Here is a 14,792-nt window from a genome sequence, read left to right as displayed (position 1 = left end):
ATCTCAACACTTGATTTCAGGATAACAGAAACTAACCGAAATGTTTGATAATTGCGTCAGCAAATTCAGAACATTTTAAAGGTTGTACAGGTGGTTCAATTAACCGCGCTAAATCATAAGTAACTTGACCATTTGCTATGGCTGCACCTAATCCTTTTTTAATCAAATCTGCGGCGGCTTGCCAACCCATATATTCTAACATCATCACACCGGAAAGAATCACAGAACCGGGGTTAATTTTATCTAACCCAGCGTGTTTTGGTGCTGTACCATGAGTGGCTTCAAAAATCGCGCAGGAATCGCCAATATTTGCCCCTGGACCCATGCCTAAACCGCCAACAATAGCAGCAGCAGCATCAGATAAATAATCACCGTTCAGGTTCATTGTAGCCAGAATAGAATACTCATCTGGACGAGTTTGAATTTGTTGAAAGATACTATCAGCAATGCGGTCATTGACCATGATTTTCTCTTTCCATTGGCCATTGCCGTGGCTTTCCCAAATTGTATTCAGAACTGTTTCTACTTCTTTGACAATTTGGGCTTTTTTCTCTGGTGTTAAAGCATCAAAACCAGGATCAATTTGACGGGCGTTTTCTTCTGCGGAAATATTGGGATTTTTCTCTTTATTTCCTAATATCCAAGATTCCCGTTCTGTAACAGTTTCTTGACGAAATTCCGTAGTAGCCAGTTCATAACCCCAGTCACGAAAAGCTCCTTCGGTATATTTCATAATATTGCCTTTATGCACCAAAGTGACTTGTTGCTTATTTTTAGGCAATAACAAAGCGTGTTTAATCGCACGTCTAACTAAACGCTGAGAACCAGTTTTACTGATAGGTTTGATACCGATACCAGCATCAAGGGGAATTTGCTTTTTACCGTGTTCTGTTGTAGCAGGTATTAACTCTTCGTTGAGTATTTTAATGAGGCGATTCCCTATTTCACTACCTTGTTTCCACTCAATTCCCAAATAAATATCTTCCGTATTTTCCCGATAAACAATAACATCCAATTTTTCAGGAGTTTTGTGAGGAGAAGGTGTACCAGCGTAATAACGACAAGGACGCACGCAAGTATACAGATCAAAGATTTGGCGTAATGCGACATTTAAAGAACGAATCCCTCCACCAACGGGAGTAGTCAAAGGTCCCTTAATCGCTACGCCATATTCTTTAATAGCCGTCAATGTATCCTGGGGTAAATATTGATATGTTCCATATAAATCACAGGCTTCATCACCAGCATAAACCTTAAACCAGCTAATTTTTCTTGTGCCATTATATGCTTTTGCTACTGCGGCATCAAGCACTTTTTCCGTTGCAGGCCAAATATCTATACCCGTACCATCACCGCGAATAAATGGGATAATGGGATTTTCAGGAACAACCGGTTCACCATTTTTGAAGGTAATTTTTGCGCCGGTGGTGGGAGGAGTAATCTTTTCGTACATAGTTAACACATTCCAAATAGAAGAAGTTCACCAACTTAGGAGTCAGGAGTATTTATTCTGTCACTCCTGGATTTTGTCACTCCTTAGCTGATAAAGTATTGTGGGCTAGGATTTCACTAAAGCCACCGGGAGTGATTTTTTCAGATACACACTCCGGGGTTTTCCAAATTTCCCCAAGATTTGAAGTAAACTACTTTTCGCTATTTGTGCTTCATTTTGTAGAATAACCGATAGCAATAGATAGTTTATTCACGCTCACGCTAACACGAGTAATGGCATGACAGACCCAATGATTGTATCAGGCACTACAAATGATCTTGACTCCCTCCGCCAAAAGTTAATCGCTGGGTCCGAAAAAGTCCAACAACAAATCATCCCGCAGTTAGCTGACTTGGGTAATGATGGGTTAGAGGTATTGAAGGAATTTTTGCTGAAACGTCGTGACCACCCAGCAACTTGGATTGATGGCCAAGTCTACCAAGTCATTTACAATACTGATGCACCGACAAGTCAGGAATTTCTACAAACTAACTTTCCTGAAGGAATTGTACCTCTAAAATCGGACTGTGGGATCAGTTACAATTCTTTGCAAAAGCTACTTGTAAATCAAGATTTTCAAGCAGCAGACCTCTTGACAATTCAGAAGATGTGTGAAGCAGCAGGTTCTCAAGCAGTAAAAAGAAAATGGCTATACTTCACAGAAGTCGAAAGTCTATCAATTCAAGACCTACGCACTATTAATCAACTTTGGGTAGTTCACTCACAAGGTAAATTCGGCTTTTCCGTACAACGAGAAATTTGGTTAGGTTTAAATAAAAATTGGGTTAACCTCTGGCCGAAAATCGGCTGGAAGAATGGTAATAACTGGACAAGATACCCCCACGGGTTCACCTGGGATTTAACTGCCCCTAGAGGTCATCTACCCCTCTCTAATCAATTGCGTGGGGTACGGGTAATGTCTTCTCTGTTGTGTCATCCTGCTTGGAATAAGTAGGTGTTTTACTATACTGAATATTTTTTTCACGCACAAGACGCAGAGGCGCGAAGATAAGAAGGGTGTATTATTGGTATAATTAATGATGATTAATTCTGAAATATTCTCTCAATATGGGAGATATATTCAATAATTTTTCATCATTTTCTAATTTGGTTAATAAAAATCTTCTTGTTAATGATTGTAACCCGTTTATTATATCCATTGATGACAATGATAAAAGCTGTTAAAGTTCACTATCTAAAGAAATCATTTCTTTTATTTGGTACAGACAAAGATATTATTTCTATTGCTGATAATTTTGATGCTCCATTAGAAGAATTTGAAAATTAACCATGCAAGTTAGCATTTTTTATTGTTTATTTAACCATCCTTCTAAATTAGAGATTCTACTAAAATAATTAATTGCCAAATTAGCTAATACCTGTTGAATATTAGTATTACCAAATTCCTTAGTATTCTCACTAAAAAAAACTTTATCCGTTGATAAATTATTTTCAGCATGAGCTAAAATAACCTGTAAAATAAAATCATCTCTTCTTTGATTTTTCCCAGGTAGCAAAGGATTATTTAAAGTAGCTTCTAACATTTTAATGCTTGGTTCAATTAATTCACCATGATTTTTTAAATATTCGATAATATTCAAAAAACGCTTTCTAAAATCCCGTAATACTTTTCCATAATCAATCAAACAAAGTTCTAAATAATTGGCAAAAGATTGAGAATTAGTTAATTCTTTATTTCGTTTAGCTTCATTCATTTCTATTTGAATAGTTTGAGAAAAAGATTGACTACGTTTTTCTTCTCTTTCTATCGCTACCAGAGTTTCCATTAAACAAATACTAGGAATAACAAACTTTAAATTTTCTGAGGAGTCATAGACAAAATTTTCTAATTCTTTATTTCTCCCTTTCGCAATTGCCATAATTGAATTAGTTTCTAAATAAATAATCATAATAATTCTAACTCCTCTGTTGTACCATCAAACAAAAGAGTAAATAAGCCAATTTCCTTCATTTCCTTAATGTAAGGGGGGGTCTCACTTTTCCAATGATAAGCTAAATCTCTTAACCATGATTGAGTTAGAGTTATTAAAGTAGATTGATAGATGATGCCTTCAATACTGCCTGGATCATAATGTTCTAAAACCTTTTTCGTGTCCAATCTTGCTACTTCTCTAAAAGTCGGACTCTTAAAGATTCTCATGACATTAGAATTAACAAACATTAAAAAAGGAATATGCTGGTATTGTTCCATTTTTAAGATATTAAGATCCGGGGAAGAATACATAGCGGAAAATCTCACATCTATCATTAAAATAGATTTATCATCCTTATCTTTAGCAGTAATTGCTGGTTGAAAATCAATTACAGTTGGAGGTTGTATTTTTAGCATGGTATTTTACCTCTTAATTAGAGTTTATATTTTTTTATTATAAATCAAATTCTTATGATCTTATTTGAATTTTGATTACATCGAATTATAACGAAAAACATCTAATTATATTTCGTTTACCGGTCTAATGAAGTACACACCTACAGCACTTCTCAATGTTATGAGGTACAAGAACCCCACCCCCAAACCCTCCCCGCAAGCGATAAGGGGGCTTAAGATGTACCTCATAAGAGCGGAAACGGCTGTATTTATTCACTGTTCCCTAAAACTAAAAAACTTTATACCTCACGAGCATAGGAACTGCTATATCAAGCTTAACTATAAAGTTCCAGATTTCATATCACTATTCCGGTTGATAATTGTTGATTATCAGCAATTTCTGTAGATTTTTCTCCCTAAAAGTGCATAAAATTCAGTAGTTAAGTAACTAATATTTATGATCAATACTGATGTTATCACTAGATATCAATGTTAGAATGCTACTATTAATTTCAAGTAAGTCAGCCTAGTCCAGTTTACAACAGTAGCACTGGAACGGAGGAACCAAATTATTTATGGGGCGTATTTTTGTCTTGATTAGTTGATTAATTTGAGTTTTAAAGTTCAAACACCCTCTAAAATAAAGTAAAAAGGGGTATCTCTCAACCCTAGCCCGTCAGCTAACTTCCTAGGCATTGAGAGGAGACTGAAGAGACAGAATCATAATAATTAATTATAATGACGTTCTGATCTCATCAGTGTCCAAGGTTGGTACTATCTAATTTAATTTCTTTGTACCCGCGCTTAACTCTGCTGAGGTAAAATAAATGATATTGCAACTAAATTTAGCTGCCATTGTTGCAGTTGCTAGTCAAACTGTGTGGAGAAAGGCCAAATCAGTAATTTTTCAAGATACTTTCTTATTCCCGGCCTTAGGCTGTTTAGGAATTATTTTATTATGGTGGGTGGTAGCATTAGCTAATCATGAATTAATGCCTACACCACCAGAAGCTTTAATTGCTAATTGGGACTATATTTTACATCCATTTTATGAAAGAGGTCCAGGTGATTTAGGAGTTGGTTGGTTATTATTAGCCAGTTTACGCCGGGTAATATTGGGATTCAGTTTGGGTGCTTTAGTGGCCATTCCTTTGGGTTTTTTAATCGGAATGTCTAGACCGGCAATGCTGGCTTTTAATCCCATTATTCAGATTTTTAAACCAGTATCTCCATTGGCTTGGTTGCCCATTTCTTTATCTCTTTTTAATTTAGCAGATCCTTCCGCTATTTTTGTCATTTTCATTACGTCGCTATGGCCAACAATTATTAATACTGCTTTGGGAGTTTCTAGCGTCCCCAAAGATTATTTAGATGTAGCGCAGGTTTTAGAAATGCCGCGCTGGCGACAAATTACTAAAATCATTTTACCTGCTAGTTTACCTTATATTTTTACTGGTTTGCGAATTAGTTTAGGCATTGCTTGGCTAGTAATTGTAGCTGTAGAAATGCTCACCGGGGGAATAGGAATTGGCTTTTTTGTTTGGGACGAATGGAGTCGTTTAAATCTGAGTTCTGTCTTTTTAGCAGTGTTTATAATTGGTTTAACAGGGTTGATTTTAGATTATGCTGTGGGCAAAATTCAAGAGTTAGTTACTCACCGTCCAGGAGGTTGATGATTTTTTGCTGACCCAAAGGAGCAGACAAGTTTAAGAGAATTTTCCAATTATTAATGATTAATATTATGAGTGAAAATCATTTAACTCGCAGGGATTTTATTGCGGGAATGGGTGCAACAACTGCGGGAATTATATTATCTTCCTGTGCTGTTTCTGGAGATAGGTCTGCTAAAGGACTAACAGAGGAAGCTTTAGCGGTGACACAGGTAGTTAGACCCCAAGATTTAGAGAAACCTAATATTACGGTTGGTTATGTCCCTGTTAATGATTGTGCGCCATTTGCGATCGCTTGGAAAAAAGGATTTTTCCGTAAATATGGCTTAAATGTCACACTCAACCGGGAAGCTAGTTGGGCTACTTCCCGCGACGGCTTGATTTTTGGTCGTCTCGACGCTTCTCCTGTCGTTTCCGGTGCTGTCACTAATGCTAGAATTGGCGCAGAGGGTGCCCGTCATGCTCCCCTATGTGCTGCAATGACTATCCACCGACATGGTAACGCTATGACCATGAATAAGGAAATGTGGGACTATGGTATCCGTCCTTGGTACGAATATCAACAGAAATACGCTGAGGGGGCTTTAGAAGCCTTTGGAAGGGACTTTCGCGGCTATTTTGATCAACAACCTCCAGAAAAGAAAATCTGGGCTGTAGTCCTCAGTTCTGCCATTTATGAATATTTCGCTCGTTATCTTTCTGCTGCTGCGGGTGTTGATCCTCTTAAAGAATTTCGGGTGATCATTGTTCCTCCACCACAAATGGTGACAAATATGAGAATTGGCGCCATGCAAGCTTACATGGTGGCTGAACCTTGGAATACTAGAGCAATTACGGGCAATGAAGGTATTGGTTTTACCTTTGCTCAAGGTAAGGAAATATGGCATGGACACCCAGACAGACTATTGGGGGTAATGGAATCTTTTATTATTAATTACCCTAAAACTTACCGTTCTTTAGTAAAAGCCATGATAGAAGCTTGTCAATATTGTAGCCAACCTGAAAATCGTCAAAAAATAGCCGAATTACTCACAGAACGTGCTTTTACTGGTGCAAAACCCAAAAAATCAGGTGTTCCTATTACCAAGTTTACCGGACCGGGAATTATTGGCAATTATAACTATGGTGGTTTTGATGGTCAAGACCGCACTATAAAAGCATATGATACCACAATCTTTTATGATCTTCCTAACACTATTCCCCACGAAATAGGAGAACATTCAACATTTTTATGGCGTTCTCGCAGTCTTTGGTTAATGACTCAAGCAGCCCGTTGGGGACAAATTAAAGAAATTCCTAAAAACGCCGAACAAGTAGCCGCAAAAGGTTGGAGAACAGATTTATATCGGGAAATAGCCACAGAAATGGGTATTCAATGTCCCACAAATGATTATAAGGTTGAACCTCCAGAAGCATTTATAGATAAAAAAGGATTTGATCCTAGTGATCCTGTAGGATATCTTCATAGTTTTGATATTCGCGCTAATGCTCCTGCTCGATTTTTTATGTCTTAAAAAAAGTTAATTATATCAAGGGTGATTAATCATGGCCTATCCAACTTTAACAGATAATAATACTACAAAAAGCCAACGAAACGGATTTTTAGAAATCGAGAACTTAGTTAAATCTTATCCCACCCCAGATAAAGGCAAATTTGTCGTTTTAAATAATATTAATTTAACTATTGGTGAAGATGAATATATTTCTGTAATTGGTCATTCTGGCTGCGGTAAATCGACATTATTAAAAATAATTGGCGGTTTTGAAAAAGCTACTTCTGGTTCTGTACGTTTAGAGGGAAAAGAGATTCGTAAACCAGGAGCAGAGAGAATGATGGTATTTCAAAATTACTCATTATTACCCTGGTTAACCGTCCGCGAAAATATCCGTTTAGCTGTAGATGAAGTATTAAAAAATGCTAATCGTGCCGAAAAAATTAGCATTGTCAATGAACACTTAGCTATGGTAAACTTGACAGCAGCGGCTGACAAATATCCTGATGAAATTTCTGGAGGGATGAAACAAAGGGTAGGTATTGCTAGAGCTTTAGCAATTCGTCCCAAAATGTTATTAATGGATGAACCTTTTGGTGCTTTAGATGCTTTAACTCGTGGTAAATTACAACGTCAAGTATTAGATATTTGGGAACATCATCGTCAAGCAGTTATGATGATTACCCATGATGTGGACGAAGCAATTTATATGTCAGATCGGATCATTTTAATGACTAATGGACCATCTGCAAACATTGGAGAAATTTTAACAGTTCCTTTTGCACATCCTAGAGATAGAATGGCCATGCGCAACTCAACGGAATATTTTGAACTCCGCAACCACGCTCTTAATTTTCTGGACCAAAATTTTACCCCAGAAGAGTAATAATTGGCGTTGCTGATTTCAGGAGAAAAACACAATTCATACCGCTATTATGCAACAACTAATAATCAATTAACATTGAATAATTCAGTAAAAATAAACTGGGGTGTTTTTTTGATTATCTATCAGGTATAGCTTTCAACCCTGTAACTTTCAAAACCTCAGTTCTACCTTTTCTGACTGTCAAAGTAGAATCAGCATTACCATTTTCAGTAATGGCTTGTTCTAAAATGTAAGTGTAATTTCCACCTTTCCAAACTGTACGACATACACCATGACGACAAACAACTTTACCTCCTGTTAAACTCACACATTTACCATTAGCATCACATCCTTGATAACTCACATTTCCTTTACCATTCACCCCATTCCAAGAGTTGCTATTACTAATAGCAATCTTCCATTTACCATCACTCAAGGTGTATGAATCTTTTTGGGAAACTTTATTCACAACTTCCATTTTAGTAATGATTGATTCTTTGCGACTTTTCCCACAGGGTTCTACACTCTGACAATCATTAACTGATGTTACTTCATAAATAGCGCGGACTTTTTTATTTATAAATTTCTTCTCGTCAGCGCAAATTTCAAAACTCGCGCCCACATTGTGTTCTATTCCTTTATTATCTACTAAGGTGACATAACACATTAAATCACCATTGACTATTTTTTTAACTGTTCCCTCCTTTGGTTGTTGATTTGCACCTTTTTTAGTCTTCTTACTGTTGTCTAGGTTTTTACCAACAGGTTCTTTCTTCTCTTGTGTTTCTGATTGTAGAGAAGATGCTTGTTTATTCTGTTTTTCACTTGCTACTACCAGATCAGTTTTCATTTTATTTTGTGTTACAGTAGCAGCAGCTTCTTCTTTAAATGTATCCTTTAGTCCACTAGCGCAAGCTATCAAAGATACACAGCTAAGAATTACAGCAATTGGGGAAATTGATTTTTTCATTGTGAAATTGCACTATTTGATTATTTGAGAATATTTCTGTATTTTAACATACTCCTAATTATGCTTTTCTTTGATATTGATCTAAAATTTTTATGTATCTATCAATTAAGATACTAGCCAAAATTATCCAATCTACCAATCCAATCTACCAAATAAGACATTTATGCTACTGCAACCAAATCAACGAATTAAATTAGATGACTCAGATGATCAGTTATTCTATAGTTACCCCCGCTTTGTCACTCATGTAGATGAGGGTTTTATTCAGCAATTAACGGATTTGTATCGTCAGCGAATCCCAGCTAATGCGCGGATTCTTGATATGATGAGTAGTTGGGTATCCCATTTACCCACAGATAGAGATTTTGCTCATGTAGAAGGCCATGGACTTAATGCTGAGGAATTAGCCCGAAATCCTCAATTAAATCATTATTTTGTCCAGAATCTCAACATAAATCCTCAGTTACCTTGCTTAGATCAAGAGTTTGATGCTGTTATTAACTGTGTTTCTGTGCAGTATCTTCAATACCCAGAGGCTGTATGTTCTGAAATACACCGGATTCTTAAACCTGGTGGGATAGCAATTATTAGTTTTTCTAACCGGATGTTTTTTCAAAAAGCTATTCAAGTTTGGCGAGACGGTTCAGAAGCTTTTAGGGTAGAATTGGTCAAGGGCTACTTTAGGTCAATACCAGGATTCTCAACCCCAGAAGTAATTTGCTCAAAGTCAACAACGCCAAATTTTTTACAGTGGTTGGGAGTACCCGGAGGAGATCCTTTTTATGCGGTTATAGCTCATCGCCTAGTCTAGTGTATAATCCAAAAATATCAAAAAATATGTGATTCCCAATACATTCGATAATTATTTAAAAGTAAATTTTCTGGTTTAATGGGTGACAACACAAGCCTAACTATCAAGGAGAAGCCAAAAATGGTAACAAATCGTGGACGGAGAATTTTAGCTGCTGTATTACTATCATTTGTCTTGCTGACTACGGCTTGTTCACCAAAACCACCTAGTCGCTTTGATCAGGTACAACAGGAAAGTACCCGACAAAAAAGCGGACAGGCTGTAGTTAAAGATGCGACTCAGGGTAGCAAATTAAATCAATTCTTCCCTGGTAGTGATGATGGTTATGATCGAGTTTATACCCAAGAGAAAAAAGGCTTTTCGGAGGCCAACCTGAAAAAAGATGGTAAAGTAGTTGCTCAATTGGCAATTTCTGATACCAGCAGTATACCGGGAGCAGCGGCGAAATTTGCTAACAGCACTGAGAAAATAGGCGGTTATCCCTCTATACAACTTGGAAAAACTCAAACTTCGGTTTTGGTGAATAAGTACCAAGTCAAGGTTATTTCTAAAGATCCATTATTCACAGCTAATGATCGCGCAATATGGATAGAGAAGTTTAATCTTGATGGTTTAGCTAATTTGAAATAGTTAGCTAACTAATTAATGTTCCCGGTTATCTAGTTTAGGCCAGTGATTGGTAATTGGTAATTAAGAAAATTCTTGCCTATTTCCCAACTAGCAATTGACATGAATACAAAACCATGAATACAAAATAAGGAGATTTTTGTGAGTAAACCAATTTACCAATTAGTTGATGAACTTCCTACCAATAATTTGACAGTTTCCCTATTAAATGCTTTGGATTTCGTTGCTCCCGGTGAATGGCACAATACGGTTGGTTTTGTGAATACCATTAAAACTGTTACTGGTGAAACAGACGAAGATCTAATTCAACAAATTGGCGAAAGAGCAATTTATCTATTTAACGACAAATCCCAAGGATATCAAACCGCGCTCTGGCTGTATCAAACTGTTGACGGTACAGATAAGGTTTTAGGTGCAGCCGCTTTAGCTAATAAAGTTGGGGAAAAAATTCCTTTTCTCGGTTTTTTAAACGCCGTGACTCCCAAAGCAGACAAAGCTCAAACTATTGATCTCACTTTGAAAATAGTTGCTGAAGTCGTCGCCTTTTGTCAAATTAATGGCATTCCTGGAGACAGTATTGGCGATTTTGTTGCTTCTTTAGGAGAGTATGCTGGAGAGTCCCTAATTCGCATGGTAGCATTAGTTTGTGTTGATGGTTTAATACCCCTTGGACCTGATTTTATTAACAAAGCCCTCTCTTGGATTAGTCAAACCAGTCCCCAAGATCTAAACCAAAACCAGACTTTCCAAAGCATCAAAAATACTATTCCTGGTGGTAGCGATGCTGGTAAACTCGACTTTATCGGTAACAGTTTTGAATCAGTTAGCGGTTGGATGAGTGGGCTGGTAACAAGCCATAATTTAACCCCACAAAAAGTAATTGGTAATTTGCAATCTTTCATGGAAATGTCTGATGACAAACTAGACTATCTAGCAGCATTTCTAGATGTGGCTACAAATTACTATGAACACACAGGAACACAAACCTTAGCACGGCGTTTAATTGAGCGAGCATTAGCGGAAATCTAGCAGTTAATTGCATAAAAAAATAACCCATGGGATCATCCTCAATCCTAGCAAGGCGGTTCAGGATGATCCCAATGGGACTAAAAATTTATCGTTTGAAGCGAGAACGCTGTTGACGGCGTTGTTTGTGTCTAGCGATAGCTTTACGCTTTTCTTTTTCTAAAGGTGTTTCAAAGTGACGCTTTTTCCGCATATCTTGGAAAATTCCCGCCTTGGAAACTTCCCGCTTAAATCTTCGCAATGCTGACTCAATACCTTCATTTTCACCTAAAACCACTTGTGTCATTCCTATTCCTCCTAATTCTGAATTAAATGCTTGACAGCCAGAAGTGACATACTCCACATCCTCCTTTTTTGATGAATGTGGGTTTCTCAGCGACTCTTTTTTGAAGACGTTAACTGAGCTTTAAGACCGTGTGTTCCACGGTTCTTTAATTAATCAAACTAAAATAAAATATTCCAGCAGCATTGAGCCTGGGGCTGTATCTGCTGGATACTCTAGATGTTAATTTTTTTTAAACAGACTTACTAGCGACGATTACCGCCACCACTGCGATCACGATCTCCTGCGATCACGATCTCCACCGCCACCGCCACCGCTGCGATCACGATTACCCCAACCGCCGCCGCCACCGCTGCGAGGAGAGCTTCTCTCTTCTTTGGGTTTAGCTTTGTTCACTTTTAAATCACGGCCCATCCATTCAGCGCCATCAAGTGCTTCAATGGCTGCGGCTTCTTCTGTTTCTTTTTCCATTTCCACAAAGGCAAAACCCCGTGGACGACCAGTTTCCCGGTCTGTAGGTAGCTGTACACGACCAACTGTTCCGTACTCCGCAAAAGCCCGTTTCAGGTCTTCCTCTGTTACCTGATAGGACAAATTACCAACGTAAATCGTCATAAAATGGGGTCTCCCAAATCAGAGAGTGTAGAGAGTTAGATTCGGAGAGACGTATTTAAAAAAATCTTAAAACGACTTACTCAACCGAAAATAATCCTTATTTCCCCAAGTATAGCACTACATGAGAATATTAACCCAAAATGGGCAAAATTTCCCAACAAAATCCCTAGCATTGTTAATTAACACTGCCTGAGGTTGAAGTAAACCGCGCGAGAATGATTTGTGCTTCTTGACACAGTACCTCATGATTTTGATAATTACTGGCCAGTAACTCTCCCCATTGATGAATGTCGCCGGTATTATATTTTAATGGCGTGCAGTCAAAATGGGTGAACTTGCCACCTGCTTCCGTGAGAATTAGTTCGGGGGCAGCCATATCCCAGTCTTTGGGTGCGGACTTACCGGAAAGGGAAATGTAAACATCTGCTTGCTGTTCAACTATCGCCGCAATTTTGCAACCGACGCTACCAATTGCCTTTTGATGTTGACAGGGTAGATGCTGTAACAGATATTCTAACCTATTGTGGCGATGCGAACGACTAACAACTAAAATTAAATCTTGAATATTTTTGGTTGTGTCAACTCGCACGGGTACAGAACCGCCGGCAGTTTCGATAAAAGTCCCACCACCTCTAGTGGCATAATACAACTTTTGTGTTTCTGGAACTGCTACCACAGCTAACATTGTCTGTGTTCCTTGGACTAAGGCAATATGAATTGCATATTCTCCAGTTTTGTTAATAAAGTCCTTTGTCCCATCTAAAGGGTCAATAATCCATACCCACTCAGAGGGATTTTTTCCCTGTTGTGATTTATAAGTTTCTTCGCTGATATAACCAAAGTCTTCATGACCTAAAGCGGTTTGTAACTGTGACAAGATATATTCACTTACAGCCAAGTCTGCAACTGTGACGGGTTCATTATCCTTATATTTGACATCTAAATTGGCTTTTTCACCAGTACCATGATAATAAGAACTAAGTAGACTAGCGGCACCCCAGCCTACTTCTCGGGTAATTGTTAATATTTCTGATAGGTCTTTCATTTGGGGATAAATTTGAGTGTGATTACACAATTAAACAACAAAAATACACAAATAGGGTTTTTAATTCAGCATTAAATATTTGCATTTAGCCAATTCCTTGTACCAAAATATTGACAAGCTTTAGCAGCAGTATTAGCAGCTAGTTCTAATGCTTGGACAAAACTATTTTCTAGGATATAGTGACAGAAAGCACCATGAAAAATATCTCCTGCCCCTAGTGTATCTACTGGCTGAATTTTTGGTACATTTACTGAATCCCGGACACCATTAGTTAAGTATTGTATGGGGTTTTCTCCTTGAGTAATGGCAATATGGGGAATGTTAAATTTTTGTAAATAGTTAAAAACATCTTGTTGATTTTGGCAGTGAGGAGGATAAAAATTAGCAGAACAAATAGCATAATCCACAAATGGTAATATTTCTGCAAATCTTGGTTTCCAACTACCACCATCAATGACAATGGGAATATTCTGGATTTTAGCATTTTGGGCGATAATTTTACCAATGTCCATTTGATGCCCGTCAATTAGAACAATATCAATATTTTCTAAATTGTCTAAAATACTGGCTGGGATAGAGTTAATATTTGCTTGAGTTTTCATGGCATTAATGGAAATTACCGCTCTTTCACCTGTACCTTGGGTGACAATAATAGAAGATACGGGTGGTGGTGTATCCTTGTGAGATTCTAAGTCAATAATGGCAACTTGGCAATTTTCTAAATCCCTAGAAATTAGCTGTGTGATCTCGTGAGAACCCAATACACCTAATACTGTGGCTTGGTTGCCTAAATGACTGAAAGTGACAGCGGCGTTTGTTGCAGGTCCTCCGGCTGCTACAGTATAATCAGTAGCGACTAACTTTTGATTATTTTGGGGAGGAGAGTCCGCGAAATAAATTAGATCTAAGGTAATTAAACCGACAAATAAACCTGAATTGGTCATTGGTCAACTTCTGAAGTTATTAAGTAAATTATAAGTAAATTATAGGAGAATTTATGAATTTAACTAGCCATGATCATGATTTTTATGCTTGGACTCAAGAACAAGCACAACTATTAAGAAACGGACAATTTAATCAAATTGATTTTCGTAATATTGCTGAAGAAATTGAAGATATGGGACGTTCGGAAAAACGAGAATTAGAAAGTAGATTAGAACTACTACTTATGCACTTACTTAAATGGCAGTTTCAATCTAACTTGCGTTCTCGCAGTTGGCAATTAACTATTAAGGAACAACGGTTACGTTTAGAAAAACTTTTGGCAGAAAATCCTAGTCTTAAATCTTTTTTAGCTGATTCTTTAGAAAAAATCTACCAACTGGCTATGATTAGTGCAGAACGAGAAACCGGACTGTCTTCATTTCCTGAAAGTTGTCCTTATAGCTTAACGGAAATTTTTACATCTGAATTTTTACCCGACGATATCATGTATAGTTAAAAATGTATAGTTAAAGATGTACTATACCATTTACTACTCCACCAAATTACAGCCTTAGCTGCGTTCATCTGCTTTCATCTGCGGTTAATTCTCTATTGAGGTTTTATTATTTGGTAAGGTAAATA

At 37.4% G+C, this 14,792-nt stretch carries 16 protein-coding genes and 1 riboswitch; of the genes, 8 read left to right on the top strand and 8 right to left on the bottom strand.

Translation table 11 applies throughout. The annotated features are described in order from the left end of the window. Positions 1 to 31 precede the first annotated feature (31 nt). Entirely contained in the window at positions 32 to 1,453 is a 1,422-nt protein-coding gene (locus FFO06_RS04055; RefSeq protein ID WP_137906872.1) for an NADP-dependent isocitrate dehydrogenase, read from the bottom strand. 277 nt (positions 1,454 to 1,730) lie between these two features. Between FFO06_RS04055 and FFO06_RS04050 the strand changes: the two genes are divergently transcribed. Beyond that, positions 1,731 to 2,447, top strand: a complete 717-nt coding sequence (locus FFO06_RS04050; protein ID WP_137906871.1) for a GUN4 domain-containing protein — start codon at positions 1,731 to 1,733, stop codon at positions 2,445 to 2,447. Positions 2,448 to 2,799: 352 nt separating this feature from the next. Here FFO06_RS04050 and FFO06_RS04040 read toward each other — a convergent pair whose 3' ends face one another. Continuing rightward, the gene (locus FFO06_RS04040; RefSeq protein ID WP_137906870.1) at positions 2,800 to 3,402 is read right to left on the bottom strand and encodes a PIN domain-containing protein; all 603 of its coding nucleotides are present in this window, start codon (positions 3,400 to 3,402) and stop codon (positions 2,800 to 2,802) included. Continuing rightward, positions 3,399 to 3,842 carry a hypothetical protein gene (locus FFO06_RS04035; RefSeq protein WP_137906869.1) on the bottom strand — a complete coding sequence of 148 codons (444 nt, stop codon included), beginning with the start codon at positions 3,840 to 3,842 and terminating at the stop codon, positions 3,399 to 3,401. Before FFO06_RS04035 ends, FFO06_RS04040 begins: the two co-directional genes overlap by 4 nt. 492 nt (positions 3,843 to 4,334) lie before the next feature. Then, a riboswitch (cyclic di-AMP (ydaO/yuaA leader) is annotated at positions 4,335 to 4,531 on the top strand. 117 nt (positions 4,532 to 4,648) lie between these two features. Between FFO06_RS04035 and ntrB the strand changes: the two genes are divergently transcribed. The 3 genes from ntrB (at position 4,649) to FFO06_RS04020 (ending at position 7,870) form a co-directional block, all read left to right on the top strand. Further along, positions 4,649 to 5,494, top strand: a complete 846-nt coding sequence (ntrB, locus tag FFO06_RS04030; RefSeq protein ID WP_137906868.1) for a nitrate ABC transporter permease — start codon at positions 4,649 to 4,651, stop codon at positions 5,492 to 5,494. 68 nt (positions 5,495 to 5,562) lie between these two features. Continuing rightward, positions 5,563 to 7,005, top strand: a complete 1,443-nt coding sequence (locus FFO06_RS04025; RefSeq protein WP_137906867.1) for an ABC transporter substrate-binding protein — start codon at positions 5,563 to 5,565, stop codon at positions 7,003 to 7,005. Between the two features lie 31 nt (positions 7,006 to 7,036). Then, positions 7,037 to 7,870, top strand: a complete 834-nt coding sequence (locus FFO06_RS04020) for an ABC transporter ATP-binding protein (RefSeq protein WP_137906866.1) — start codon at positions 7,037 to 7,039, stop codon at positions 7,868 to 7,870. Positions 7,871 to 7,985: 115 nt separating this feature from the next. On the opposite strand, the gene FFO06_RS04015 is transcribed toward FFO06_RS04020, so the two are convergent. Then, complete coding sequence (locus FFO06_RS04015; protein WP_137906865.1) at positions 7,986 to 8,819, bottom strand: hypothetical protein; 834 nt, start codon at positions 8,817 to 8,819, stop codon at positions 7,986 to 7,988. 163 nt (positions 8,820 to 8,982) lie between these two features. Between FFO06_RS04015 and FFO06_RS04010 the strand changes: the two genes are divergently transcribed. The 3 genes from FFO06_RS04010 to FFO06_RS04000 all read left to right on the top strand — a co-directional run bounded on the left by FFO06_RS04010 (position 8,983) and on the right by FFO06_RS04000 (position 11,286). After that, entirely contained in the window at positions 8,983 to 9,630 is a 648-nt protein-coding gene (locus FFO06_RS04010; protein ID WP_137906864.1) for a class I SAM-dependent methyltransferase, read from the top strand. A gap of 120 nt (positions 9,631 to 9,750) precedes the next feature. Further along, the gene (locus tag FFO06_RS04005; RefSeq protein ID WP_137906863.1) at positions 9,751 to 10,260 is read left to right on the top strand and encodes a hypothetical protein; all 510 of its coding nucleotides are present in this window, start codon (positions 9,751 to 9,753) and stop codon (positions 10,258 to 10,260) included. Positions 10,261 to 10,398: 138 nt separating this feature from the next. Further along, entirely contained in the window at positions 10,399 to 11,286 is an 888-nt protein-coding gene (locus FFO06_RS04000) for a hypothetical protein (protein WP_137906862.1), read from the top strand. A gap of 85 nt (positions 11,287 to 11,371) precedes the next feature. Here the strand turns inward: FFO06_RS04000 and rpsU are convergent, their stop codons facing one another. From rpsU to FFO06_RS03980, 4 genes are all read right to left on the bottom strand, one after another. After that, complete coding sequence (rpsU, locus tag FFO06_RS03995; protein ID WP_015078697.1) at positions 11,372 to 11,569, bottom strand: 30S ribosomal protein S21; 198 nt, start codon at positions 11,567 to 11,569, stop codon at positions 11,372 to 11,374. Positions 11,570 to 11,839: 270 nt separating this feature from the next. Further along, entirely contained in the window at positions 11,840 to 12,181 is a 342-nt protein-coding gene (rbp, locus tag FFO06_RS03990) for an RNA-binding regulator (RefSeq protein ID WP_137906861.1), read from the bottom strand. A gap of 175 nt (positions 12,182 to 12,356) precedes the next feature. Next, positions 12,357 to 13,226, bottom strand: coding sequence for a 3'(2'),5'-bisphosphate nucleotidase CysQ family protein (locus FFO06_RS03985; RefSeq protein WP_137906860.1), 870 nt, complete (start codon positions 13,224 to 13,226; stop codon positions 12,357 to 12,359). A 71-nt stretch (positions 13,227 to 13,297) separates the two neighbouring features. After that, positions 13,298 to 14,170 carry a sugar kinase gene (locus tag FFO06_RS03980; RefSeq protein WP_137906859.1) on the bottom strand — a complete coding sequence of 291 codons (873 nt, stop codon included), beginning with the start codon at positions 14,168 to 14,170 and terminating at the stop codon, positions 13,298 to 13,300. A 53-nt stretch (positions 14,171 to 14,223) separates the two neighbouring features. Between FFO06_RS03980 and FFO06_RS03975 the strand changes: the two genes are divergently transcribed. After that, entirely contained in the window at positions 14,224 to 14,667 is a 444-nt protein-coding gene (locus FFO06_RS03975; RefSeq protein ID WP_137906858.1) for a DUF29 domain-containing protein, read from the top strand. Positions 14,668 to 14,792: the final 125 nt, after the last annotated feature.

This window comes from Dolichospermum planctonicum, from assembly GCF_005402965.1.
In the GTDB taxonomy this organism is placed as follows: domain Bacteria; phylum Cyanobacteriota; class Cyanobacteriia; order Cyanobacteriales; family Nostocaceae; genus Dolichospermum; species Dolichospermum planctonicum.
The sequence above is the reverse complement of the archived record's forward strand: the minus strand, read 5'-3'. Positions and strand labels throughout refer to the sequence as shown.

Bases quoted from the DNA above. Each gene is read 5' to 3' on its own strand.
- FFO06_RS04055 (WP_137906872.1), bottom strand. From the start codon at position 1,453: ATGTACGAAAAGATTACTCCTCCCACCACCGGCGCAAAAATTACCTTC.
- FFO06_RS04050 (WP_137906871.1), top strand. From the start codon at position 1,731: ATGACAGACCCAATGATTGTATCAGGCACTACAAATGATCTTGACTCC.
- FFO06_RS04040 (WP_137906870.1), bottom strand. From the start codon at position 3,402: ATGATTATTTATTTAGAAACTAATTCAATTATGGCAATTGCGAAAGGG.
- FFO06_RS04035 (WP_137906869.1), bottom strand. From the start codon at position 3,842: ATGCTAAAAATACAACCTCCAACTGTAATTGATTTTCAACCAGCAATT.
- ntrB (WP_137906868.1), top strand. From the start codon at position 4,649: ATGATATTGCAACTAAATTTAGCTGCCATTGTTGCAGTTGCTAGTCAA.
- FFO06_RS04025 (WP_137906867.1), top strand. From the start codon at position 5,563: ATGAGTGAAAATCATTTAACTCGCAGGGATTTTATTGCGGGAATGGGT.
- FFO06_RS04020 (WP_137906866.1), top strand. From the start codon at position 7,037: ATGGCCTATCCAACTTTAACAGATAATAATACTACAAAAAGCCAACGA.
- FFO06_RS04015 (WP_137906865.1), bottom strand. From the start codon at position 8,819: ATGAAAAAATCAATTTCCCCAATTGCTGTAATTCTTAGCTGTGTATCT.
- FFO06_RS04010 (WP_137906864.1), top strand. From the start codon at position 8,983: ATGCTACTGCAACCAAATCAACGAATTAAATTAGATGACTCAGATGAT.
- FFO06_RS04005 (WP_137906863.1), top strand. From the start codon at position 9,751: ATGGTAACAAATCGTGGACGGAGAATTTTAGCTGCTGTATTACTATCA.
- rpsU (WP_015078697.1), bottom strand. From the start codon at position 11,569: ATGACACAAGTGGTTTTAGGTGAAAATGAAGGTATTGAGTCAGCATTG.
- rbp (WP_137906861.1), bottom strand. From the start codon at position 12,181: ATGACGATTTACGTTGGTAATTTGTCCTATCAGGTAACAGAGGAAGAC.
- FFO06_RS03985 (WP_137906860.1), bottom strand. From the start codon at position 13,226: ATGAAAGACCTATCAGAAATATTAACAATTACCCGAGAAGTAGGCTGG.
- FFO06_RS03980 (WP_137906859.1), bottom strand. From the start codon at position 14,170: ATGACCAATTCAGGTTTATTTGTCGGTTTAATTACCTTAGATCTAATT.
- FFO06_RS03975 (WP_137906858.1), top strand. From the start codon at position 14,224: ATGAATTTAACTAGCCATGATCATGATTTTTATGCTTGGACTCAAGAA.